Consider the following 23,704-nt stretch of genomic DNA (forward strand, 5'->3'; position numbering starts at 1 on the left):
TCTACCGCGCAACGCTACAGTTAGCCATACGCTGTATAGGAAGTATTTCCACCGAGCCGAGGACGTGTCCATGAGCGAGTCCGCCCCGCCGCTTCGCGCCGACCGCGTGAAGCTGTTCAGCGACGCCGTCGCGGCGATCGCGCTGACGCTGCTGATCCTGCCGCTGGTCGACCTGGTCCCCGAGGCCGTCGAGAGCGGCGAGTCCGCGGGTGAGGTGATCGGCAACAACCTGGTGCCGTTCGGCAGCTTCCTGCTCAGCTTCTTCGTGATCTGGCGGATCTGGACGGTGCACCACCGGCTGTTCGACCGGGTCGAGGTGGTCGACGCGGCCGTGCTCCGGATCAACTCGCTCTGGCTGCTGTGCGTGGTCGTCCTGCCGTTCCCGGCCGAGCTCGTCGGCGCCTACGGCGAGGACCGGGTGGTCATCGCGCTCTACATCGGCGTCCTCCTGGCCTGCAGCCTGACGCTCACGGCGATGGCGATCAGGCTGCGCCGGACGAACCCGCCGGGTGCCGCACCGGACCGGGCGGCGCTGGAGCAGCTGCTCGGCAACGCCGTGTGCCTGGCGCTGGCCCTGCTGCTCGCGGTCACCGTCACCGGGGCGGGCTACTGGCCGTTGCTGCTGCTCCTGGTCGACGGTCCGGTGCTGGCGCTGGTCCGCCGGAGGGCGCGGTCGCGGTCGCGAAGCGCTGCCGGCTCCGGCGGCGCTGCCCGCTGACGACAGGTCCTACCCGCTAACGACAGCCAGCGCCAGGGCGGCCAGGCCCACCGTGGGGACCGCGGCGACCAGGCCCCAGGCGGCGAAGCGCCCCCAGGGGACGTCGACGCCGAGCGCGACCACCCGCTGGTGCCACAGCAGCGTCGCCAGCGACGCCCACGGCGTGACCAGCGGGCCCAGGTTCACGCCGATCAGGAGCGCCATCAGCACGACGGGGTCGCCCGCGGCGATCGGCTCCAGCACCAGGTAGGCGGGCAGGTTGTTGATGCCGTTGGCGGTCAGGGCGCCGAGCCCCGCGACGCGCAGCAGCTCGCCCGCGCCCTGGCCGCTGCCGGTCACCGCGCCGAGCAGGCTGGTGAGGCCGTGGGCGTGCGCCGTCTCGACCAGGACGAACAGCGACCCGGCGATCCCGAGGGCCTGCCACGGCACCAGCGCGGGCCGCAGCGCCTCGCGCCGTCGGGCGAGGAACAGGGCGGTGAGCACGACGGCGGCGGCTGTCGCCGGGATCCACACGTGCGGCGTGAGCGCGAGCAGCGGCAGCAGCACGAGGAGCACCAGGCCCGCGCCCCAGAACAGCACGGGGTCCGCGGGCACGCGCTGCGGCGGGACCTCGTAGGTCGAGAACAGCACGCGCCGGTACCGGACCGTCAGGATCGCGACGGGCACCACGACGCCGACCACGGCCGGCGCCCAGCTCAGCGCGAGGAACGCGGACGGGTGGTCGCCCATCGCCGGTGCGGCGAGCAGGTTGGTCAGGTTGGAGACCGGCAGCAGCAGCGAGGCCGTGTTCGCCAGCCAGATGGTGGCCAGCGCGAACGGCAGGGGCGGGACCCGGATGCTCTGCGCGAGCAGCACGACGAGCGGCGTCAGGATGACGGCGGTGGTGTCGAGCGAGAGGAAGACGGTGCTGACCACCGCCAGGAGCACCACCCACACCCACAGCACGATCATCCGGCGGCGGCCCCAGCGGCCGAGGAGCTGCGCGAGCACCTCGAACACCGAGGCGTCGCGCGCGAGCTCGGCGACGATCGTGATGGCGACCACGAAACCGAGCACGGGGACGGTGCGCTCCGCGACGGCGCGGGCGTCCGGGGCGGGCAGCAGTCCGCTCAGCACGCAGGCGGCCGCGAGGACCACCATCGCCAGGACGACCCACGTGCTCGGTCGCACTCTGTCGCGGATGCCGTTCACGCGCTGAGCATACGGACCGCGCCGGGGCGCTGGCGCCGCACCGGGCGTACCGCATCGGGCACAGCGCTCGCGGGGTCCTACCGCGCGCCGGGCCCGTCGAACCCGGTGCGCGCGGCCTCGATGTGGTCCATGTTCTGCCGCGTCCACTCGCACATCAGGTCCACGGTCGCCCGGAGCCCGCGGCCGGGCCCGGTGAGCCGGTACTCGACGCGGGGCGGGACCACGGGGTGCACGGTGCGTTCGACGAGGCCGTTGCGCTCCATCATCCGGAGGTTCTGCGTCAGCATCTTGTGGCTGATCCCCTCCAGCGCGTCGCGCAGCTCGCTGAACCGCCGGGTCTCGTCCCCGAGGGTCTCGATGATCAGCAGCGCCCACTTGTTGGCGACGTCGGAGAAGATCTCCCGCGCCAGGGTGCCGGCGCGCATGATGTCGTCCTGGGTGGCCGGGCTGTCTGCCTGTGCGGTCACCATCTGGTGCCTCCGTTTCGAAGAAGTGCGTTCTTCCGCGCCCAGGCTAACTCTCTTATGGTTCCTGAGTCACTAGAAGTGACTTAGTAGACCGGCCGCCGGCCGGCCGGGACCGCCCGACACGAGGGAGCCGCACCATGACCGTCACGCTCAGCAACCCGCAGGACCTGCCCCAGGTCGACGTCTACCACCAGGTCGCGGTCGCGACCGGCTCCCGCCAGGTCTTCGTCGCCGGCCAGGTGTCCTGGGACGCCGACGGCGCCACGGTCGGCGTCGGCGACCTCGCGGCCCAGGTCGAGCAGAGCTACGCCAACGTCGCCACGGCGCTCCGGCACGCCGGCGCGAGCACGGACGACGTCGTCCGCCTGACCGTCTACGCCGTGGACTGGACGCCGGACAAGATGCCCGCGCTCCTGGACGGCCTGGCCCGCGCCGCGCGGCGTACCGGGTCGACGGCGACGCCGCCCGCCACGCTGATCGGGGTCGCGGCCCTGGACGTCCCCGAGCACCTGGTCGAGATCGAGGCGACCGCCGTCGTCGGGCAGCCGGCTTCGGCGCCGGCTGCCGCCCTCCCGGAAACGCGCCCGGAGTCCCGCCCGGAGTTCTTCGCGACGCCCGGGTACGGCGACCGGCAGCTGGAGCGGATGGGCTACAGCCAGGCCGTCCGCATCGGGGACCGCGTCGAGATCTCCGGCCAGGGCGGGTGGGACGACGACTTCGTCTTCCCGGCCGACCTGGAGGACGAGATCGTGCGGGCGTTCGACAACGTGGAGCGAACGCTGGCGACCGCCGGCGCGACGTGGGCCGACGTCGTGCACGTGAACTCGTACCACGTGCCCGAGACGCCCGGCTTCATCGGCGAGACCCACAACCGGGTCATGGTCGAGCAGATGCGGGCGCGGATGGACGGTCGCGCGCCGGTCTGGACCGAGACCGGCGTCCCGGCGCTCGGGGCACCGGGGATGCGCGTGGAGATCCGGGTGACCGCGATCGTGTGATCCGCGGGGAGGGTCAGTCGACGAGCGGGTACGCGGCGCGGAGCCGGGCCACGGTCGCCGTCGCGATGGCGCGGACCTCGGCCTCGCTCAGGGGTGTCGCGCGCAGCGCGGAGCTGAACGACAGGCCCTCGATCAGCGTGAAGAGCTGGTTCGCGTCCTGGTCGAACGTCTCCTCGTCGATCCGGCGTCCGGCGAGGGCGTCGCGCAGCAGCGACCGCATCACCTCGGTACCGAGCTGGGCCGTGCCGGCGATCTCGGCCGCGAACTCCGGGTCCGTGCGCGCGAGCACGCGGTACTCCGTGAACGCGATGTGCTCCCGGTGCTGCTTCTCCGTCGTCGGCGCGGCGAAGGTCAGCACGTCCGCGACCCGCTCGAGCGGGTCGTCGGACAGCGTGAAGTTCTGGCTCGTCACGCGCTGCGTGAGCATGCCCAGCGTGAAGCGCATGACCTCGCGGAGGTTGTCGCCGAAGAAGTGCCGGATGCTGCCGATCGACAGGCCCGTACGGGCGGAGATCCGGGCCAGCGTCACCGCACGGAGGCCGTGCTCGACGATCTCCTCGATCACGGCGTCGGCGACCTGCTCGCGGCGGGCGTCGGGGTCAACTCTCTTGGGCATGCCCTCATCGTAGCGCTTTCTGGCATCGCCATGCTAACTTTGCTGGCATGAGCATGCTAAATAGATCGACGACCCGACCACGCCCTCTGCGCGCCGTCGCCGCGGCCGCCGCTGCGGCATCGCTCCTCCTCCTGGCCGCGTGCGGCCCGGGCGGCCCGACGGCGCCCGAGGGGCAGGCCTCGTCCGGCCCTGACCTGAGCGCCTTCCACGACCAGGAACTTGACTGGGGCTCGTGCGAGGACGCGGCCACGAACGAGGCGGACGCGGCGCTGTTCGCGAACCCGGACCTCGAGTGCGCGACGGCCGAGGTGCCCATCGACTACACCAAGCCCGACGGCGACACCGGCCGCGTCGCGATGCTGCGCCTGCCCGCTTCCGGTGAACGCGAGGGGTCGCTCCTGCTCAACCCGGGTGGCCCGGGCGGTTCGGGGAACAACTTCGTCGCGGCCCTCGTGGAGATGTGGCAGGCGACCCCGGTCGCCGAGCGCTACGACATCGTCGGCTTCGACCCGCGCGGGGTCGGTGCGACGACGCCGCGCGCCGAGTGCTTCACGGACCAGGAGCTCGACGAGGGCGACGGCTTCCGCATCGGCGCCGTCTACGACATCACCAGCGCGGACGAGGCCGAGTACGTGGCCGAGCGGTGCGTCGAGGGGACCGGCGGCGCCGAGGCGCTGACGAGCATCAGCACGATGAACACCGTGCGCGACATGGACGTCATGCGTGCCGCGCTCGGTGAGGACAAGCTCACCTTCCTGGGCTACAGCTACGGCTCCGAGCTCGGCGAGAAGTACGCGAAGACCTATCCCGAGAACGTGCGGGCCGTCGTGATCGACGGCGCCATCTCGCCCGACATCACGGCGTCGGAGTTCCGGCTGTCGCAGTACGTCGGCATCCAGGCCGCGTTCGACGACCTGGCCGCGAACTGCGCCGAGTCTCCCGAGTGCGTGCTCGGACCCGACCCGGACGCGGCGGTCGAGTCCCTGCACTCGCTCCTGGAGCCGCTCGCCGAGACGCCCGCGCCCACCGAGGCCGGGCGCGAGGTGAGCATCTACGACGCGTACATCGGCATCATCGGTGCGCTGTACGCCGAGTCCAACTGGCCGAACATCCTCACGGCGCTCGACGAGCTGGAGGCCGGCCGGGCGGACGCCCTGCTGGCGCTGCGCGACACCTACTTCTCGCGCGGCCCCGACGGCGTCTACGGCCTCGACTACGACTCGAACGTCGCCACCCGCTGCATGGACTGGCCGGTCCTCAGCCCGCAGGAGCAGACCGCCTTCGCGCGGGAGATCGCCGACACCGCGCCGATGTTCGACCTGGACGCCTTCACGCAGGAGTACCACCACGAGTGCGAGGCGTGGCCGGCCGGGCCGGACGCCGCGTCGTCGGCTGATGCGCCGTCGGCTGATGTGCCGGACGGCGAGATCCCCTCGACGCTCGTCGTCTCGGTGACCGGCGACCCGGTCACGCCCCACGCGGGCGGCGTCGCCATGGCGCGCGAGCTGGGCGGCAGCCTGCTCACCGTGCACGGCAAGCAGCACGGCGCCTACCTGCTGGGCGGCAGCGACTGCGTCGACGACGCGGTCGAGGCTTACATCCTTGACCTGGAGACGCCGAAGGCGGGCGCGGAGTGCTCCCTCCCGTGAGCCGCGGCGCCGGGTGCCCCGTGTTGGGGGCGACGGCGATCTGAGTGATCGGTAGATGGTCAGGTGATCGGTAGTTCGAACTGCCGACCACCTGACCATCTACCGACCGCCTGACCTTCTACCGACCACCGATCACCCGGGACACCAGGCTTCCTGTGGCAGGATCGCCGCCGTGTACGACGGAGAGCTCGAGATCCATGTCACCGTGAGTTCCTGGCAGGCCGACCAGCTCGACGCGTTTGCCGACAGTCGTGGCCTGAAGGTCTCCCGCATCGAGCTGGACCACGGCAGGACACCCGTCCAGCCGATGCTCACGCTCACCCTGCGCGGATCGCTGGACGACGCGCGCGCCCGCGTCGCCCAGCTGCGTGCCGAGCTGATGGACGCACGGATGCAGCCGGTACGCGTCAAGATCGAGGCCGCACCCTGGAACCCCGACGTCCCCGTCACGGACGACGAGGCGCAGCCGGGGCTGCACTTCGAGCACCACGTGAAGCTCCGTCTGCCCGCCGACGATCTCGGCCGGCTCCTCGAGGCGTCCCGGCTCGCGCGACGTCACGACGCGCGCACCTCACGCAACGCCCGACGCCGACGCGACGACGGCACGACGGAGCGGTTCGTGACCCAGCGGTGCTTCGACGTCGGGCGGACCACGTCACGAGCACGCCTGGACGCCCTGCTGAAGGATCTCGACGGCCACGACTTCGAGGTGCTCGAGGTCGAGGAGGAGTACGTCGTGCTCGACGACAACATCCGCCTCGACGCGGGCTGGATGGGCCACGCCGAACCGATCGCACGGATGAACTTCTCGACGAGCGAGTCACGCGTCCGAGGTCTGGCCGCCGTTGCCGCAGAGGACGACTTCCCGGCGACGTTCCACCTCCCGGACCCCGCCGAGGGCGTGACGCAGCATCCGGTCTTCGACCCGGCACTCAAGCAGTTCCCGAACGCTTTCAGGACAGCGCCTCCGACGTTCGACGACGCCGGTCAGGCCCAGGCCTGGCACGCCGCACGGGAACAGGCACTGGCCCACGTGCTGCGTGTGATCGCCCGGTCTCCGTGGGCGGACCACCTCGTCGCCCGCGGCAGCGTGACCCTCCCGGTGTGGCTGGGCGACGACGCCCGCCGGCCCGGCGACATCGACTTCGTCGTCGTGCCGCACTTCCTCCAGGCCGACAGCGCGGAGGCCCATGCTCTGCTCGACGGGATCGTCGGGGCGCTCGCGGCCGACCCCGGCCCCGGCCTGCGTGCGGCCGACGCGACTCGCGAGGGTATCTGGACCTACGAGCGCGCCGAAGGCCGCCGCATCGTCGTCCCGTTCGACGTCGTCCAGGATGTCGTGCCGGGCGCGCTCCCCTCGGGAGTGGTCCAGATCGACCTCGTCTTCGACGAGCCGCTGCCGGTCGAGCCAGACCGCGCGGTGCTGCCGCCGTCGGGCGCCGAGCTGTTCGTGGCGCCGCCCGCGCTGCAGCTCGCCTGGAAGGTGCAGTGGCTCGTCACCGACGGGTACCCGCAGGGCAAGGACCTCTACGACGCCGTCCTCCTGTCCCGGCATGCCGCGCTGCCCTGGCAGATCCTCGTCGACCTTCTGGCTCCCGAGGTCCGGCAGCCCTCCGGAGCCGTAGCCCTGACGGCCTCGGACATCCTGGCGATCGAACCGGACTGGGACGCCTTCGGCGTCGACCACCCCCACATCCGGGGAGACCGCCGTGAGTGGGTCGAGGAGCTGGCGCTTGCCGCGCACCGGTCCGAGCGTGCCGCGCGCGAGACGGAGGAGCCATGGCCCGGCCGATCCTGATCGTCCTCACCGACGGGGACACGAAGGCCCAGATCCTCGCCCGGCTCCAGCTGGCGGGGGAGTATGTCACCGAGCCTGTCTTCGACTGGCTCACGGTCGACGGCTCGTACTTCGAGGTGGACCCGACCGACACGGTCCTGGTCGAGTACGAGGCCCCCACCCTCCGGGCGCTGTTCCCCCGGAGTGAACCGCACACGGTCACGATCGAGTACGGCGCACGCGAAGAGGTCCGGCCCCTCCTGCTGGAGGTGACGCGAGGCCTGGAGGGTGTGCTCGACACGACCACGGGGCCCTTCCTCAGGCTGAGCGACCTGCCTGCCTCGACGTGGCTGGCCCGTCCGGGCCGCCCCGACAGCACCGAGGACGAACCGCTGGCGTTCTTCGAGGAGCACGACCTCCCGCGTGAGCAGAGCTGGCAGCCGGTCCCCGACGACACCGCCGGCAGGCGACGGGCTCGGAGCGTGCTCGCCGAGCTGGAGCGCGAGCTCGTCCGGGGACATCCGCTCTTCCGCCGGATCGTCGGCGTCGAGGCGTTCGACGGCGCCTCGGACGACGTGCTCGTACGGCTGGACGACGGTTCGTACGCCATCGTCCACCCGACCTGGACCCGGCGCGCCGAGCGCCCCGGCTACCCGACGTGCGAGCTGCTGGGCACCGGCGCCGAGTCAGCACTGCGGTTCCGGCAGAGCGTGCAGTGGATGTGAGTGTCGACGAGAGGCCGCGCAGGTCTCAGCCGGTCGGCAGCGCCTCGCCGGCCGCGGCGTCGGGACCGCCCAACGGCACGAGCTCCGGGCTGAGCACCCGGGCGCGCAAGGAGCGGCCCGGGTTCAGGTAGACCGTGACGTCGTCGACGCCGTGGAGCATGATCAGCGCTTCCTCGGCGCCGTCCCGTAGGGCGAGGCCGTGCAGCTCGAACGACGTCGTCACCGGTTCTCCGGCACCGTGCCGCGTGGTGTCGTTCTTCCACCACCAGCTCTGGACGGACGAGATGCGAGCGGGCCCCTTGCGACGCCAGCGCCGCGAGACGTCCCAGGTGGAACCCGACGTCACGTGCGCGGGGATCAGCGCCTCGGCCCGGACGCCGAGGCCCTGGTTGGCGTCGCGCTGCTCCCACACGACCGACCGCGTCGAGCCGTCGTCGAGGTCGAGCTCGACCCCGAACGCGACCAGGTCCCGCTCACCCTCGTCCCAGTACGGACGGGCCGTCCCGTAGTCGAGATCGATGTATCGGACGCCCCGGATCTGGTGCCCGCCCAACGCCCGCAGCGACTCGTGGACGGCCACGGCGTCGAACGCGCTCGGAGCCCATGCCGTCCGCTGAGCCATCCCGGCATCCTGGCAGCCCACCTCCGCGCGCACAACGAAGCACTGCTCGGCGCGCTGCGCGTGGTCGGTAGATGGTCAGGTGATCGGTAGTTCGAACTACCGACCACCTGACCATCTACCGACCACCTGACCTTCTGCCGACTACCCCGAGGCGGCCTGATCTGCAGGTGCGCTGCTCGGCGCGCTCCGCACGGCCCGGCCTGCGACAGTGGTGGGGCAGGGGCGGTCGACGACGGGCGGTGGCCCTCGGGCGCGGGAGGTACGGGCATGCCGGAGCAGGCAGTCGTGGCCCGCGGCATCGAACGACACTTCGGTGACAAGCGGGCGGTGGCTGGTGTCGACCTCACCGTCGAGGCGGGCGAGGTCTACGGGTTCCTCGGCCCCAACGGCGCCGGGAAGTCGACGCTGACCCGGGTGCTCTGCACGCTCCTGGCGCCCACCCGGGGCACGGCACAGGTCGCCGGGCACGACGTCGTCGACGACGCCACCGCCGTCCGGCTGCGGATCGGGGTCGCTCTGCAGGAGGCGGCGCTCGACGACAAGCAGACCGGCCTGGAGATGCTCCGCCTCCAGGGGCGGTTCTACGGGCTGACCACCCGCGAGACCGCGCAGCGGGTCGCGGAGCTGCGCGAGCTGATCGACATCGGCGACGCCCTCGACGACCGCGTCGCCACCTACTCCGGCGGCATGAAACGCCGCCTCGACGTCGCCCTCGCGCTGGTGCACAACCCGGAGGTCCTGTTCCTCGACGAGCCCACCACCGGGCTCGACCCGCTCAGCCGCGCCGCCGTCTGGGCGGAGATCCGGCGGCTCAACCGCGACCTCGGCATGACCGTCTTCCTCACCACCCAGTACCTCGAGGAGGCCGACGCCCTGGCCGGCCGCGTCGGCATCATCAACCGCGGCCTGATCGTCGCCGAGGGCACGCCCGAGGAGCTCAAGCGCACCATCGGGACCGACGTCGTGGTCGTGGACGTCGCCGACCGGCCCGGGTCGGCGCGCACCGCCCTGGCCGACGTCGGCGGCATCCGCAGCATCGACGTCGACGCCCACCGCCTGATGATCTCCGTCGAGGACGGCGCCCAGGCCATCAGCCCGGTGGCGCTCGCGCTCGACCGGTCCGGCATCCGGGTCCGGGAGCTCGCCCTGCGGCGCCCCACGCTCGACGACGTGTTCTTCCGGGTCACCGGCGAGCGGATCGGCGACGACGACGAGAAGGGCCGGCCGACGAGGGACGAACGGCCATGAGGAAGGAACGGCCATGAGCACCGAGCGCACCACGCCCGCCGTCCGGCAGGAGACCGTCCACGGCCGCCCCGCCGGGTTCTGGCGGGACCTCGCGTCCGTCGCGATCCGGGCCCTGCGCCAGATCCCGCGCGAGCCGGAGGCGATCATCCCCGCGCTCGTCATCCCGCTGTTCTTCTTCGTCGTCAACGTCGGCGCCCTGTCCGACGTCGCCTCCATGGCCGGGATCGGCGACTTCAAGGCCTTCCAGATCCCGGTCGCGATCGTCTTCGCCGTCACCGGCATCTCCCGGGCCAGCGCCCTGGTCACGGACATCACCGGCGGCTACTTCGACCGGCTGCTGCTCACGCCGATGCACCGCACCTCGCTGCTCCTGGGCCTGATGGTGGCCGACCTCGTGCTGGTCGTCGCCCTGTCGGTCCCCGTGCTCGCCCTCGGGTTCGCGCTCGGCGTCGACTTCGCCACGGGTGTGCCCGGCGTGCTCGTCTTCCTGCTGCTGGCCGGGTTCTGGGGCCTCGCCTTCACCGGGTTCCCCTACGCCATCGCGCTGCGCACCGGGAACCCCGCCGCCGTCAGCTCCAGCTTCCTGCTCTTCTTCCCGTTCGCCTTCCTGACGACGTCCTTCCTCCCGCTGGACGCGCTGACCGGCTGGCTCGCCACCATCGCCGTCTACAACCCCGTCACGTACCTGCTCGCGGCCCTGCGGTCCCTGATCATGGACGGCTGGGACGCCACCGCGCTCTGGCAGGGCGTCGCGTCGATCGCCGCGGTCGCGCTGGTCAGCTTCACGGTCGCGTTCCGGGCGCTCGCGGGGCGGACGTCGCGCAACTGAGCCGGGCCCCTGCCCGCGCATCCGAGCCGCGTGCCCGATGCCGCCGGGATCACCCGGGTGATTGCCGCCCCCGGCGTCATCAACGACCTCCGGAACCCTCTCTTTCCTGTCAGCGGCCGCGTCCGCGGCCGGGGGAGGGAGACGACCCATGGACCACGACTGCGGCTGCGGCGACGAGGCCCACGCCGCGCACCATTACTCAGGGCACCACCACGGCGCGCACGATCACACCGGGCACGACGCCGGGTACCACGGCGCCCCCCTCGAGTTCGACGCCGACGGCCGGCTCGTCGTCGGCCCCGTCGTGCGGCCGGAGCTGCTCACGCGCCCCTGCCCCCTCGGCACCCTGGACGGCTCGTGGCTGCTGGAGCTGGAGCGCCGCACCGTGTTCGGCCCCGAGGTGCGCGGTGCGATGCGGATCGAGGTCGGCACCTCGTCGCTGCGTGTCTCGGGCGACATGTACTCCCGGCGGGTCCTCCCGCCCGTCGTCGAGCCGCTGCGCCCGGTCCCGTTCCCGATCCCCGTCCCCGAGCCGGATCCTCTGGCGGGCGCCGTCGTCCGCGAACCCGGCGCCGGCTTGCCCGCCCAGGACGCGCACGGCCGCGACCCGCACGCCCACGACACGCACACACAGGACACCGGGATCGACCCCGGGATCCTGGCCGAGATCCCCTCGCTGCGCACGCGCTGGTACCCCGCCTTCCCCGCCGCGGAGTACTCCTGGTACTTCCGGTCGAACGGCGCGACCTACGCGGGCGGCACCCTGACCGTGCAGATCGTGCGGCACCTGTGGAACCGCACCACGCAGGAGTTCGTCTCGACCGACACCGGCACGCTCACCCTGAGCTGTCGCCGTCCGCTCGTCGTGACGACGACGTCCGCCGTCCTCGGCCCGGACCAGGGGATGACGGGCACGCTCTCGATCGGTGGCACGGTCACGAACGTGACGGCGCGCAAGACGTCGCCGATGTACCGCGGCTGCCGCATCGAGGTCGACGCCATGGTCAACCGCGTCTTCCCGGCGTCCGCCACGATCGGCACCGGCGCGACCGCCACGGTGCGCTCCGTGTACGCGAGCGCGGGCTGGGACGTCACGGTCGTCACCGACGAGATCGCCGTGCCGGAGGACGCCGACCTCACCAACGCCGAGCTCGCCACCCTCATGACGGGGCACCGCCAGGCGGTCGCCGGCGAGGCGTGGCGGCTGTGGCTGTTCGTCGGCTCGTCGCAGGGCGGCCTGTTCGGCATCATGTTCGACGACGACACCGTGCCGCGCGAGGGCGCCGCCGGGTTCGCCGACGTGGAGCTGGGCAACGACTCCTTCATCGCGGCGGCGGCCCGCGGACGACCGCTCGACGAGGTGCCCGCGGCGTTCCTGCGCACGCTCGTGCACGAGGCCGGGCACGCCTTCAACCTGTGGCACCCGAAGCACGACGTGCACAACCCGGGCATCGGCATCGAGATCATGAACCAGACCGGCGACGTCATGGGCTTCGCCACCACCGCCAACCCGTACCCGAACAACGCGGCGTTCGTCTTCTCCGACCACGACCGCACGTCGCTCATCCACTCGCCCGACCCGCAGGTACGCCCCGGCTGGAAGAACTTCGGCTGGGGCCACGGCGACCTGTCGGCCGGCCTCCCGGCACCCGTGGACGCCGCCGGCCTCGGCGGCGACACCGGCGACGACGGGCTCCGGCTCACGGTCGAGATGCCCGCCCAGGCGTTCGTGGGCGAGTACGTCACCGCGGAGGTCGCGCTGACCAACGTCTCGGACCAGCCGCGCACGGTCACCACGCTGGTCAACCTCTCGGAGGGTGACCTCGTGTTCGTGCACACGCCGCCCGACCACTCGCTGCAGCACCTCGTCGACGTCGCGATCGGCTGCGGCCCCCGCCCCACGACCGTGCTGCAGCCGGGGGAGTCGCTCCGCAATCACGTCCAGGTGTTCTTCACCAACCAGGGCGTCACCTTCACGGAGCCGGGCCGCCACACGGTCGCGGCCCAGCTCGAGGTGGACCCGCTGACCACGGTGCGCTCCGCGCCCGTCACGGTCGACGTCCGGGGCCCGGCCACCGACGCCGAGGTCGACATCAGCGCCAAGACGCTCACGCCCGGCGTCGGACGCGCCATCGCCCTCGGCGACTTCGCGACCGACACCACGGCCCGGGCGGTGCTCACCGACCTGGCCGAGCAGCACAGCGACACCGACACCGGCGCGGCGGGGGCCCTCGTCCTGGCGAACGCCCTCAACCGCTCGTTCTCCGACGTCCGCGCCCAGGACGTACGAGCGGCGGCCCCGGACGACGCCGCGCACTTCCTCGAGCTCGCGCTCGCGGGGCGGACGGCGCAGCGGGCGACCGAGCTCGCGGTCACCGTCGCCAGCCCGACCGAGAAGAACGCCCCGGTCGTGGCCGACACGATCGCGGCGCTCGCGGCCCGTGCCAAGGGCGGCGCCCGTTCGGCGGCGGGCAAGGACGTCGCCGCCGCGAAGCTGGTCGCGGCCGACTTCACCGAGCCGGAGGGACGCTGACCGGTGAGGCTCCGGGCGCTGACCGGGGGACAGGCCGACGGCAGAGGGGAAGGATCGACACCGTGACAGCCGCCGAGACCACGGCAGGGGGCGGCGGGCTGGAGCTCTTGCTCCGGCCCGCCGCGGCCTCCGTGCCCCTGGACCGCATCGCGTTCGCCGACGTCGAGGTCGTCGCGACGGGCGGCGCCGCCAGCGTCAGCGCCCGGCTCAACCTCGTCGAGGGCGACCTCGAGATCGAGGTGGCGGGCCCCGGGAGCCCGCCCGTGCGGGCCACCTGGCCGTGGCCCGCCGACTCCGCGCCCAGGTCGGTCGACCTCCCCGCGGGCGGCCGCCTGGTCGCCTCGGTGCCGCTTCTGTCTTCCGGGAGCGCGCCCCTCTTTCGCGCGCCGGGCAGGTACGAGCTGACGGCGCGCTTCGCGGCGCGCCGGGGCGAGAGCATCGCGTCGCGCCCGGTCTCGCTCGTGCGCACGGCACCCGACGACGCCGCCCTCGCCACCCGGCTCGGCGACCGCGACGTGCTGCAGTCGATCCTCGGCGCCGGTGTGCTCGGTGCCGCTGCGCCGTCGCTGGAGCTGCTGGCCGCCTCGTCCGACGCCGGCACGGCCGCCGCGGCGAACCTCGCTCTCGGCCGTAGCGATGCTCTCAACGATGTTCTCAGCGGTGCCCGCACCGATGCCGTGGCCGACCCCGCGGCCCTGCGTGCCGTCGCCGCCCTGCTGCCGCCCGGGGCGACCGGACAGGACGACCGGCGTGACGCCGTCGTCGCACTCAGCGTCGCGCGTGCCCCCGCCCCGGGGACCGCTGCGGAGGCCGTCGAGCGCGCCGTCGCCGCGCTCACCGGGCGGCCGCTCCTCGGGTGACGGGGCGGCTGTTCCCGGAGTGGCCAGGGAGTGACAGGGGGCGACCGGGGGAGCGACCAGCCGCGCCGGTGAGACGGGAGTTGTCGGGAGTGTCGGCCGCCGCTAGGGTCCGCCCTGGACAATTCGCCCATAACAAAATTGGGAGCATGGCGATGACGGCTGACGCGCCGACGGTAGCGCCGACGACAGCGGCGGAGCCGCCGACCACCCCGGGGGCCACGGCCACGGAGCCGGTCGCAGGGCAGGTCGCAGAGCAGGTTCCCGGGCAGATCACAGAGCAAGCCGCGGCGCAGGCCCCGCCGCCCACCACGTTCGGCGCACCGTGGATCCGGTCCGCGGGCGAGGTGGCGTGGAAGCTGGTCGGCATCGTGGCGGCAGTGGCCGTCGTGTTCTACGTGGTGGGCCTGGTCCAGGTCGTGTTCGTCGCCCTGTTCCTCGCCCTGGTCTTCACCACGGTGCTCCTGCCGCTGGGCGACTTCTACGACCGGGTCATGCCGCGTGGCCTGGCCATGGCGGCGTCGCTGCTGACGGCGGTGCTCGCCGTCGGCGCGCTCGTGACCTACGTGGTCTCGTCCGTGGTGAGCCGGTGGGAGGACCTCGCCATCGAGTTCGCCACCGGCCTGACCGACCTGGCCGGGCTGCTCACCGGCATCCCGATGCTCGCCGGCCTCGGCGGTCCGGACAAGTGGCTGGAGGACGGCGGCGCCTGGCTCCAGTCCCACGCCGGCGACTACGCGGGCACGGCCGCCCAGAGCGCCGGGTCGATCGCCGAGGGCGCGACCGCCGTCGTGCTCGCGATCTTCTGCACCGTGTTCTTCCTGACCCAGGGCGGCCGCATGTGGCGCTGGGCGCTGGACTTCGTGCCCGCCGACCGGCACGACCGCTGGGAGGCGGCCGCCGCCGCGGGCTGGAACTCGTTCTCCGGCTTCACCCGCGGCATGTTCTTCGTCGCGCTCTCCGACGGCGTCCTCGCCGGGATCTTCCTGTCCGTCGTCGGCGTGCCCCTGGCGCTGCCGCTGTCGGTCGTGGTGTTCCTCGGCGCCTTCATCCCGATGATCGGCCCGGTCGCCGCCATCGTGATCAGCGTGCTCGTCGCGCTGGCCGCCAAGGGCCCCGTGCTGGCGCTCGTCGTGCTCATCGGCATGGTCGTCGTCGCGCAGCTCGACGCCAACGTGCTCCAGCCGCTCATCACCGGCAAGCAGGTCTCCCTGCACCCCGTGGTGATGGCGCTCGTCGTGGCCGCGGGCTCGGTGCTGGGCGGCCTGCTCGGCGCCGTCGTCGCCGTCCCGCTCACCGCGGTGGCCTGGGCGGTGTACTGCACGCTGCGCCGGACGGCGGCGGACGGGACCCCGGTCGCCCCTGACACACCGGCGGTCCAGGACGCACCGGCAGTACAGAGCACACCAGCGGTAGAGGGCACGACGGCGACCTAGCGGAGCCGACACAGGGCGCGGCCGCGGCACAGAGCGCGGCCGCGCCCTTTGAGGCAAACTGGCTCGGTGCCTGACCCCGCACCACGACCCGCACCACACCCGGCCGAACCGCAGCGTGACCCGGCCCGGCGAGACCTGGACCGGCGCGACTCCGCCCGACCAGACTCCGCGCCCCCGCCCTGGCTGCGCACCTCCGCGGGCTGGTCGTGGCGCCTGATCCTCCTGGTCGCGGGGATCGCCCTGGTGTTCTGGGCGGTCACCCGGGTGCTGATCGTGTTCGTCGCCGTCTTCCTGGCGCTGGTCTTCACCGCGGTGCTGAACCCGCTCACCGACCTGTACGCCCGGGTGATGCCCCGGGCCCTGGCGACCGCCGCGTCCATCCTCTCCGCCATCCTCGTGGTCGGCGGCCTCGTGACCTACGTGGTCGTGTCGGTCGCCGGCCAGTGGGAACGCCTCGCGGGGGAGTTCAACACCGGCATCGACCAGATCGTCGGCCTGATCGAGAACAACTCCCTGCCGCTGAACGTCCAGGTCGACACGCGCGACCAGTGGATCGACGACGCCGCCAGATGGATCCAGGAGAACGCCCAGACCCTCGTCGGCCGCGCGGCCGAGAGCGCCGGCTCGATCGTCGAGGGCATCGCCGTCCTCGCCCTCTCGATCTTCTGCACCGTCTTCTTCCTGGCCTCCGGCGGCGCCATGTGGCGCTGGTTCATGCAGCAGGTGCCCGCCCGCACCCGCGGCCGGTGGAGCGACGCCGCCGACGTCGGCTGGTACACCTTCTCCGGCTACACCCGCGGCACCGTGCTCGTCGCGATCACCAACGGCATCCTCGCCGGGATCTTCCTCTCGATCCTCGGGGTGCCGCTCTCGGCGCCCCTCGCCGTGCTCGTCTTCATCGGCACGTTCATCCCCCTGATCGGCGCGCCGCTCGCGATGATCATCGCGGCCGTCGTGGCGCTCGCGGCCGACGGCCTGCTCACGGCCCTGATCGTCACCCTCGGCATCGCGGGGATCGGCCAGCTCGAGGGGCACGTGCTGCAGCCGCTCATCATGGGCAAGCAGGTCTCGCTGCACCCCGTCGTCGTCGCCCTGGGCGTCACGTGCGGCACGGTGGTGGGCGGCATCCTGGGCGCGATCGTCGCCGTCCCGCTCATCGCGGTGGCCTGGGCGGTCTACAGCACGCTGCGCAAGCCCGTGGACGCCGGCGCCGACGCCGGCACCGGCCCGGGCGGCACGGGCGACGTCGGGCCGGACAGGGACGAGCCGGGCGCGGAGGGGGCCGCGAAGGCGTGACCGACGTCACGCGCCCGGCCCCCGCCGGGTCGGGCTCGAAACGGTAAACCTGCAGGTAGAGGCCTATTTCTGTGGCACCATCGAGGGATGGAACCGTTCGTCCTGGCCACGGAGCACGTCCGCCTGTCCGTCCCGACCTACTCGGACGTCGACGCCATCGCGACGGCCTGCCAGGACCCCGCCGTGGCCGAGTGGACGGTGGTGCCCGTGCCCTACGAGCGGCGGCACGCCGAGAGCTTCGTGCGGTACCACGTCGCCGAGGGCTGGGCCAAGGGCGCGGTCTACACCTGGGCGGTCCGCGCCCCGGGCGACGCCGACGGACCGCTGATCGGCATGGTCGGCCTCACGTGCGAGGGCACCCCGGCGGAGGAGCGCGCGGGCGAGCTCGGCTTCTGGATGACGGCGGACGCCCGCGGCCAGGGGCTGTGCACCGAGGCGTCCCGCCTGGTGGTCGACTGGGCCCTGGACCCCGAGGGGCTGGGGCTCTCCGTGGTGAGCTGGGTCGCCTACGTCGGCAACTGGGCCTCCCGCCGCGTCGCCTGGCGCCTCGGCTTCCAGGTCGAGGCCACGCTGCGCCGCCACGGGCTGCAGCGCGGCGTGCGCCGGGACGCCTGGGTCGGCACGATCCTGCCCGAGGACCCGCGCGAGCCCAACGAGCCGTGGCCCGACCATGCACCCAACCACGCGCCCGCCCGGCACGAGAGTGTCAGTGAGCATCCGTAGGCTGGGGCGGTGTTCGACGACCTCTTCAGTACGGTGACGACCGACACCGCGGGTACCCCGACCGCGCGCGCGTCATCACCCCTTGCCGTGCGCATGCGCCCGGCCACGATCGACGAGATAGCGGGGCAGGAGCACCTCCTGGTCCCCGGGTCGCCCCTGCGGCGGCTCATCGAGCCCGGCGCGGGCGGCCGTGCCGCGCCGTCGTCGGTCATCCTCTGGGGCCCGCCCGGCACCGGCAAGACCACCCTCGCCTACCTCGTCGCCACCGTGTCGGGGCGCCGCTTCGTGGAGCTGAGCGCCGTGACCGCGGGCGTCAAGGACGTGCGCCAGGTGGTCGAGGACGCCCGGCGCCGGCTCGCGACCGGCGGCGACGAGACCGTGCTCTTCGTCGACGAGGTGCACCGCTTCTCCAAGTCGCAGCAGGACGCCCTGCTGCCCAGCGTCGAGAACCGCTGGGTCACCCTCGTGGCGGCGAGCACCGAGAACCCCAGCTTCTCCGTCAACTCCCCGCTGCTGTCCCGCTCCCTGCTGCTCACGCTCAAGCCCCTGGAGACCGCGGACGTCCAGGCCCTGATCCAGCGCGCGATCACCGACGAGCGCGGCCTCGGCGGATCGGTCGAGCTCGGCGACGACGCGAGCGAGCACCTGCTGCGCCTCGCCGGCGGCGACGCCCGCAAGGCGCTCACGATCCTGGAGGCCGCCGCGGGCGCGGTCCTGTCGGACGACGACCCCGTGACCGGCCAGGACGGCACCACCCCGCTCATCGGCCTGGCCGACGTCGAGCGCGCCGTCGACGTCGCCGCTGTCCGCTACGACCGCGACGGCGACCAGCACTACGACGTCATCTCCGCGTTCATCAAGTCCATCCGCGGGTCCGACGTCGACGCAGCGCTGCACTACCTCGCCCGCATGGTCGCCGCGGGGGAGGACCCACGCTTCATCGCCCGCCGCCTGGTCATCTCCGCCGCCGAGGACGTCGGCATGGCCGACCCCTCCGCGCTCCAGACCGCCGTCGCCGCCGCCCAGGCCGTGCAGCTCATCGGCATGCCCGAGGGGCGCATCGTGCTCGCCGAGGCCGTCGTCCACCTGGCCACCGCCCCCAAGTCGAACGCCGCCTACCTCGGCGTCGACGCCGCGCTGGCGGACGTGCGCGCGGGCAAGGTGGGTACGGTGCCGCCGCACCTGCGCGACGCGCACTACTCCGGCGCCAAGACGATGGGCCACGGCGACGGGTACCGCTACGCGCACGACTGGCCGCACGGCGTCGCGCCGCAGCAGTACCTGCCGGACGTGCTCGCCGGGTCGCGCTACTACGACCCGAGCGACCGCGGGTACGAGCGGCAGGTGGCGGAGCGTCTCGAACGCATCCGGGGCATCCTGGGGAGCGACGGGTGACTGGTCGCGTGGCCAGGGGTTGCGTGACCAGGCCCACGGCGAGCCGGAACGCCGACGTGCGGTAAGATCTTCAGGTTGCCCATGGCAACGCCCTGGGACCTCGGCCCCGCGAGCACGGTGCTCACGCACCCGCTCCATCGGCTGGTCCCGCACCCGGTGCGGTCCCCCTTCGTGGGGGAGTCGTGTCCGGGTGTGACCTTCAATATCTACAGGACAGGACATTCACAGTGACTTCTGTGACCCGTGCGCGCCGTCAGGTGCGCCTGAGCCGCAAGCTGGGCCTCGCGCTCACGCCCAAGGCCGTCAAGCACTTCGAGAAGCGCCCGTACCCGCCCGGTGAGCACGGCCGTGCGCGCCGCCGCACCGAGTCGGACTACGCGGTGCGTCTCCGTGAGAAGCAGCGTCTGCGTGCGCAGTACATGCTTCGCGAGAAGCAGCTTCTCAAGGTCTACGAGAACGCCCGCAAGCAGGCCGGCCTGACCGGTGAGGTCATGGTCGAGGACCTGGAGACCCGTCTGGACTCCGTGGTGCTGCGTGCCGGCTTCGGCCGCACCATCCTGCAGGCCCGCCAGCACGTGACCCACCGTCACATCCTGGTGGACGGCAAGATCGTGGACCGCCCGTCGTTCCGCGTGAAGCCCGGCCAGACCATCCAGGTCAAGCCGAAGAGCCAGACCACGGTGCCGTTCCAGGTCGCCGCCGCGGGCGCGCACCGCGACGTGCTGCCGACGCTCCCGGGCTACCTGGACGTGCAGCTCGAGAAGCTGACCGCCACGCTGACCCGTGCACCGAAGCGCGCCGAGGTCCCCGTGACCTGCGACGTGCAGATGGTCGTCGAGTTCTACGCTCGCTGATCGCACCCAGCAGTACCGGACGGCCCCGTCCGCGCCTCGGCGCGGCCGGGGCCGTCCGCGTTTTGGGGCACCGGCCGTCGAACGTAGGTGTGGTCGCACTCTGAGAGCTCAGAGTGCGACCACACCTACGTTCGATCCCAGGCCCGACGCCCCACCCAGCGGCGGGGGGTGCGGCGGGGCGACGGGCGAGGGGGGCCGCCAGGGGGATAGGGTGATCGTCGACCCCGGCAGACGTCAGTGAGGCGTCGGTGCCGGACATCCGCGGACCTTCAGGCAGGAGCTTGCGCATGACCCTCGGCGACCTCGGAGACGTGGCGGGACTGATCGCGGCGATCGCGTTCGTGCTCCTCGTGGGCTTTCTCGCCGTCCCGTTGTGGAAGCTGGGCAAGCTCCTGGACGAGGCGCGGCTGAGCGTCCGTGACGTCACCGAGCACTCGGTGCCGATCCTGGACGAGGCCGCGAGCACCGTCGCCTCCGCGAACACGCAGCTCGTCAAGGTCGACACGATCACCACGTCGGCGGCGTCGGTCAGCGAGAACGTGTCCGCGCTGACGGGCCTGTACGCGGCGACGCTGGGCAAGCCGCTGGTCAAGGTCGCGGCGTTCTCCTACGGTGTGCGGCAGGCGTTCGGCCAGGCCAAGGGCCGCTCCGGCCGGCACACCGAGCCGGACGCGTCCGGGGCCGAGGCATGATCCGCCGCCTGTTCTGGGTCGGCGTGGGCGTGGCCGTCACCGTCGTCGTGATCCACAAGGGCCGCCAGGTCGTCGCGCGGTACACGCCCGAGGCCGTGAGCGAGCGCGCGGCGGCAGCCGTGGACGACGCCGGCGTCCGGCTGAACCAGATGGCGCGCACGTTCCGCTCGGAGTTCACGACGGCGCGCGCCGAGCGCGAGGCGGAGCTGATGGCGTCCCTGCGCGGCGAGCTGCAGCGCCACCAGCGGTAGCGGGACCCCGCCGGATCTTTCAGTTTCCGTCTGCCGCGCTACCAGCGGCAGAATAGGCACGTGCCCGGACAACCGCGGCGCCAGAATTCGTGCACCCTCCAGTACGACCGAGAAGAAGGACCACTGACCTCATGCGCACCGCCGAGATCCGCAAGCGTTGGCTCGACTACTTCGAAGCTCAGGGCCACGCGGTGGTGCCGTCGGCGTCGCTGATCTCCCCGGACCCGTCGACGCTGTTCACCATCGCGGGCATGGTGCCGTTCATCCCGTACATGACGGCCCAGCAGACCCCGCCGTGGAAGCGCGCCACCAGCGTGCAGAAGTGCGTGCGCACCCTGGACATCGACGACGTCGGCAAGACGACGCGGCACGGCACGTTCTTCCAGATGAACGGCAACTTCTCGTTCGGCGACTACTTCAAGGCCGACGCCATCCGCATGGCCTGGGACTTCCTCACGGGCTCGCTGGAGGACGGCAAGCTGGGCATCGACCCCGACAAGCTCTGGGTAACCGTCTACTACGAGGACGACGAGGCCCGCCAGCTCTGGAAGGACATCGTCGGCCTGCCCGACGAGCGCATCCAGGGCCTCGGCAAGAAGGACAACTACTGGTCCACGGGCCAGCCCGGCCCGGCCGGCCCCTGCTCGGAGATCTTCTACGACCGCGGCGCCGCCTACGGGCCCGACGGCGGTCCGCTGGTCGACGAGGGCGGCGACCGTTTCGTCGAGATCTGGAACCTCGTGTTCATGCAGTACGCCATCGACGACGTGAAGTCGAAGGAAGAGTTCCGGATCCTCGGGGAACTCGAGAACAAGAACATCGACACCGGCATGGGCCTCGAGCGTGTTGCCTTCCTGCTCCAGGGCAAGGACAACATGTACGAGATCGACGAGGTCTTCCCCGTCATCGAGGCCGCCGCGAAGCTCAGCGGCAAGACGTACGGCGAGAACCACGACGACGACGTGCGCATGCGCGTCGTGGCCGACCACGTGCGCTCGGCCCTGATGATCATCGGCGACGGCGTGCGCCCCTCGAACGAGGGCCGCGGCTACGTGCTGCGCCGCCTGCTGCGCCGCTCCGTGCGCGCCATGCGCCTGCTGGGCGTGGACGGCGTCGCGCTGACGTCGCTGCTGCCCGTCTCGAAGGACGCCATGGCCCCCTCCTACCCGGAGCTGGCCACCAACTTCGAGCAGATCTCGGCCGTCGCCTACGCCGAGGAGGAGGCCTTCCGGCGCACCCTGGTGTCCGGCACCGGCATCCTCGACAACGCCGTCGCCAACCTGAAGAAGCAGGGCGGCGACCACCTGGTCCTGCCGGGCGACGCCGCCTTCCAGCTCCACGACACCTACGGCTTCCCGATCGACCTGACCCTCGAGATGGCCGCCGAGCAGGGCGTCCAGGTCGACGAGCAGGCCTTCCGCTCGCTCATGCAGGAGCAGCGCACCCGCGCCCGCGCCGACGCGCTCGCCAAGCGCACCGGCGGGGCCGACGTCGCCGCCTACGAGTCCCTGGAGAAGGAGCTCACCGCTCCGGTCGAGTTCCTCGGCTACACGCAGACCGACGCCTCGGTCCGTGTCGCCGGCCTGCTCACCGGCGGCGTGCCGGCCCCGGCCGTCACGGCCCCCGCCGAGATCGAGGTCGTCCTGGACCGGACGCCGTTCTACGCCGAGGCCGGCGGCCAGCTCGCCGACCACGGCACGATCGTGCTCGACGGCGGCGCCACCATCGAGGTCGACGACGTGCAGCGCCCCATCAAGGGCCTGAGCGTGCACCGCGGCCGCCTGATCGAGGGCACCGTGGCGCTGGGCGACCCGGGCACGGCCCAGATCGACACCTCGCGCCGCAAGGCCATCAGCCGCGCCCACTCGGCCACGCACATGATCCACAAGGCCCTGCACGAGCTCGTCGGCGAGGACCGCACCCAGGCCGGTTCGGAGAACGCCCCGAGCCGCATCCGGTTCGACTTCCGCTCGCCGTCGGCCGTCTCGACCTCGGCGCTGACGGAGATCGAGGAGCGCGTCAACGTGCGCCTCGCCGACAACCTCGAGGTGACCGACCAGCTCATGCCGATCGCCCAGGCCCGCGAGGCCGGCGCCATGGCGCTGTTCGGCGAGAAGTACGGCGACGTCGTGCGCGTGGTCTCGATCGGTGACGACTGGTCGCGCGAGCTGTGCGCCGGCACCCACGTGAAGCAGACCGGCCAGCTCGGCCGCGTCACGCTGCTCGGCGAGTCCTCGATCGGCTCCGGCGTCCGCCGCGTCGACGCCCTGGTGGGCGACGGCGCGTACGGGTTCCAGGCCAAGGAGCACGCCCTCGTGGGCCAGCTCACCGGCCTGCTCAACACGCGCGCCGAGGACCTGCACGAGCGCGTCGGCTCGCTGGTCTCGCGCCTCAAGGAGGCCGAGAAGGAGCTCGCCGCGCTGCGTCAGGGGCAGCTCCTGGCCGCCGCCGGCAAGCTCGCCGCCGAGGCCCCGCGCGTGGGCGACGTCCGCGTCGTCACGCACGACGCCGGCGAGGCCCAGGCCGACGACCTGCGCGCCCTCGTGCTCGACGTGCGCGGCCGCCTCGGCGAGGCCGAGCCGGTCGTGGCCGCCGCCGGCGGTGTGTCGGGCGGCCGCCCGGTCGTGGTGGTCGTGACCAACGCCGCGGCCCGTGCCGCCGGCTACAAGGCCGGCGACCTGGTCCGCACGGCGGCCCAGACCCTCGGCGGCGGTGGCGGCGGCAAGCCGGACATGGCCCAGGGCGGCGGCACCGACCCGGCCAAGCTCGGCGAGGCCCTCGCGGGCATCGCCGAGGGCGTGCGCCTGGCCGCCGTCGGCGCCTGACG

21 protein-coding genes are annotated in these 23,704 nt (G+C 72.5%); 17 read left to right on the top strand and 4 right to left on the bottom strand.

Annotated features, from left to right (window positions below; all coding sequences use genetic code 11):
- Positions 1-70: 70 nt before the first annotated feature.
- Positions 71-718, top strand: a complete 648-nt coding sequence (locus FHX71_RS09265; protein WP_182615611.1) for a TMEM175 family protein — start codon at positions 71-73, stop codon at positions 716-718.
- A gap of 9 nt (positions 719-727) precedes the next feature.
- Here FHX71_RS09265 and FHX71_RS09270 read toward each other — a convergent pair whose 3' ends face one another.
- Together FHX71_RS09270 and FHX71_RS09275 are read right to left on the bottom strand one after the other, a co-directional pair.
- On the bottom strand, positions 728-1,909 hold the full coding sequence (locus FHX71_RS09270) for an SLC13 family permease (RefSeq protein WP_312876977.1): 1,182 nt from the start codon (positions 1,907-1,909) through the stop codon (positions 728-730).
- Positions 1,910-1,986: 77 nt separating this feature from the next.
- On the bottom strand, positions 1,987-2,379 hold the full coding sequence (locus FHX71_RS09275) for a winged helix-turn-helix transcriptional regulator (protein WP_182615613.1): 393 nt from the start codon (positions 2,377-2,379) through the stop codon (positions 1,987-1,989).
- Positions 2,380-2,513: 134 nt separating this feature from the next.
- Between FHX71_RS09275 and FHX71_RS29190 the strand changes: the two genes are divergently transcribed.
- On the top strand, positions 2,514-3,374 hold the full coding sequence (locus tag FHX71_RS29190; RefSeq protein ID WP_246402420.1) for a Rid family hydrolase: 861 nt from the start codon (positions 2,514-2,516) through the stop codon (positions 3,372-3,374).
- Between the two features lie 13 nt (positions 3,375-3,387).
- Here FHX71_RS29190 and FHX71_RS09290 read toward each other — a convergent pair whose 3' ends face one another.
- Positions 3,388-3,990 carry a TetR/AcrR family transcriptional regulator gene (locus FHX71_RS09290; protein ID WP_182615616.1) on the bottom strand — a complete coding sequence of 201 codons (603 nt, stop codon included), beginning with the start codon at positions 3,988-3,990 and terminating at the stop codon, positions 3,388-3,390.
- Between the two features lie 47 nt (positions 3,991-4,037).
- On the opposite strand from FHX71_RS09290, the gene FHX71_RS09295 reads away from it, so the two are divergent.
- The 3 genes from FHX71_RS09295 to FHX71_RS09305 all read left to right on the top strand — a co-directional run bounded on the left by FHX71_RS09295 (position 4,038) and on the right by FHX71_RS09305 (position 8,141).
- The gene (locus FHX71_RS09295; protein ID WP_182615618.1) at positions 4,038-5,639 is read left to right on the top strand and encodes an alpha/beta hydrolase; all 1,602 of its coding nucleotides are present in this window, start codon (positions 4,038-4,040) and stop codon (positions 5,637-5,639) included.
- Between the two features lie 172 nt (positions 5,640-5,811).
- Positions 5,812-7,437 carry a nucleotidyl transferase AbiEii/AbiGii toxin family protein gene (locus tag FHX71_RS30010; RefSeq protein ID WP_182615620.1) on the top strand — a complete coding sequence of 542 codons (1,626 nt, stop codon included), beginning with the start codon at positions 5,812-5,814 and terminating at the stop codon, positions 7,435-7,437.
- A complete protein-coding gene (locus FHX71_RS09305) occupies positions 7,419-8,141 on the top strand; it encodes a hypothetical protein (protein ID WP_182615622.1) in 723 nt (240 codons plus the stop codon). The genes FHX71_RS30010 and FHX71_RS09305 overlap by 19 nt, the downstream gene beginning before the upstream one ends.
- 25 nt (positions 8,142-8,166) lie before the next feature.
- Here FHX71_RS09305 and FHX71_RS09310 read toward each other — a convergent pair whose 3' ends face one another.
- Positions 8,167-8,763: a hypothetical protein gene (locus FHX71_RS09310; protein WP_182615624.1), complete on the bottom strand. Its 597-nt coding sequence runs from the start codon at positions 8,761-8,763 to the stop codon at positions 8,167-8,169.
- Positions 8,764-9,030: 267 nt separating this feature from the next.
- Between FHX71_RS09310 and FHX71_RS09315 the strand changes: the two genes are divergently transcribed.
- The 12 genes from FHX71_RS09315 to alaS all read left to right on the top strand — a co-directional run bounded on the left by FHX71_RS09315 (position 9,031) and on the right by alaS (position 23,702).
- On the top strand, positions 9,031-10,011 hold the full coding sequence (locus FHX71_RS09315; RefSeq protein ID WP_182615626.1) for an ATP-binding cassette domain-containing protein: 981 nt from the start codon (positions 9,031-9,033) through the stop codon (positions 10,009-10,011).
- A 13-nt stretch (positions 10,012-10,024) separates the two neighbouring features.
- Complete coding sequence (locus FHX71_RS09320) at positions 10,025-10,840, top strand: ABC transporter permease (RefSeq protein ID WP_182615628.1); 816 nt, start codon at positions 10,025-10,027, stop codon at positions 10,838-10,840.
- Positions 10,841-10,988: 148 nt separating this feature from the next.
- Positions 10,989-13,373: a hypothetical protein gene (locus FHX71_RS09325; protein ID WP_182615630.1), complete on the top strand. Its 2,385-nt coding sequence runs from the start codon at positions 10,989-10,991 to the stop codon at positions 13,371-13,373.
- A gap of 62 nt (positions 13,374-13,435) precedes the next feature.
- A complete protein-coding gene (locus FHX71_RS09330) occupies positions 13,436-14,233 on the top strand; it encodes a hypothetical protein (protein ID WP_182615632.1) in 798 nt (265 codons plus the stop codon).
- 146 nt (positions 14,234-14,379) lie between these two features.
- Positions 14,380-15,666: an AI-2E family transporter gene (locus FHX71_RS09335; protein ID WP_246402422.1), complete on the top strand. Its 1,287-nt coding sequence runs from the start codon at positions 14,380-14,382 to the stop codon at positions 15,664-15,666.
- 66 nt (positions 15,667-15,732) lie between these two features.
- The gene (locus tag FHX71_RS09340; RefSeq protein WP_376770126.1) at positions 15,733-16,962 is read left to right on the top strand and encodes an AI-2E family transporter; all 1,230 of its coding nucleotides are present in this window, start codon (positions 15,733-15,735) and stop codon (positions 16,960-16,962) included.
- Between the two features lie 87 nt (positions 16,963-17,049).
- Positions 17,050-17,685 (top strand): GNAT family N-acetyltransferase, encoded by a 636-nt coding sequence (locus FHX71_RS09345; RefSeq protein WP_182615635.1) that lies wholly within the window; start codon positions 17,050-17,052, stop codon positions 17,683-17,685.
- Positions 17,686-17,694: 9 nt separating this feature from the next.
- Positions 17,695-19,080: a replication-associated recombination protein A gene (locus FHX71_RS09350; protein ID WP_312876978.1), complete on the top strand. Its 1,386-nt coding sequence runs from the start codon at positions 17,695-17,697 to the stop codon at positions 19,078-19,080.
- A 227-nt stretch (positions 19,081-19,307) separates the two neighbouring features.
- The gene (rpsD, locus tag FHX71_RS09355) at positions 19,308-19,934 is read left to right on the top strand and encodes a 30S ribosomal protein S4 (RefSeq protein ID WP_182615637.1); all 627 of its coding nucleotides are present in this window, start codon (positions 19,308-19,310) and stop codon (positions 19,932-19,934) included.
- A 287-nt stretch (positions 19,935-20,221) separates the two neighbouring features.
- The gene (locus tag FHX71_RS09360; protein WP_182615639.1) at positions 20,222-20,626 is read left to right on the top strand and encodes a DUF948 domain-containing protein; all 405 of its coding nucleotides are present in this window, start codon (positions 20,222-20,224) and stop codon (positions 20,624-20,626) included.
- Complete coding sequence (locus FHX71_RS09365; RefSeq protein ID WP_182615642.1) at positions 20,623-20,877, top strand: hypothetical protein; 255 nt, start codon at positions 20,623-20,625, stop codon at positions 20,875-20,877. The genes FHX71_RS09360 and FHX71_RS09365 overlap by 4 nt, the downstream gene beginning before the upstream one ends.
- A 131-nt stretch (positions 20,878-21,008) precedes the next feature.
- Positions 21,009-23,702: an alanine--tRNA ligase gene (gene alaS, locus FHX71_RS09370; protein ID WP_182615644.1), complete on the top strand. Its 2,694-nt coding sequence runs from the start codon at positions 21,009-21,011 to the stop codon at positions 23,700-23,702.
- Positions 23,703-23,704 lie beyond the last annotated feature (2 nt).

The organism is Promicromonospora sukumoe (genome assembly GCF_014137995.1).
GTDB lineage: Bacteria > Actinomycetota > Actinomycetes > Actinomycetales > Cellulomonadaceae > Promicromonospora > Promicromonospora sukumoe.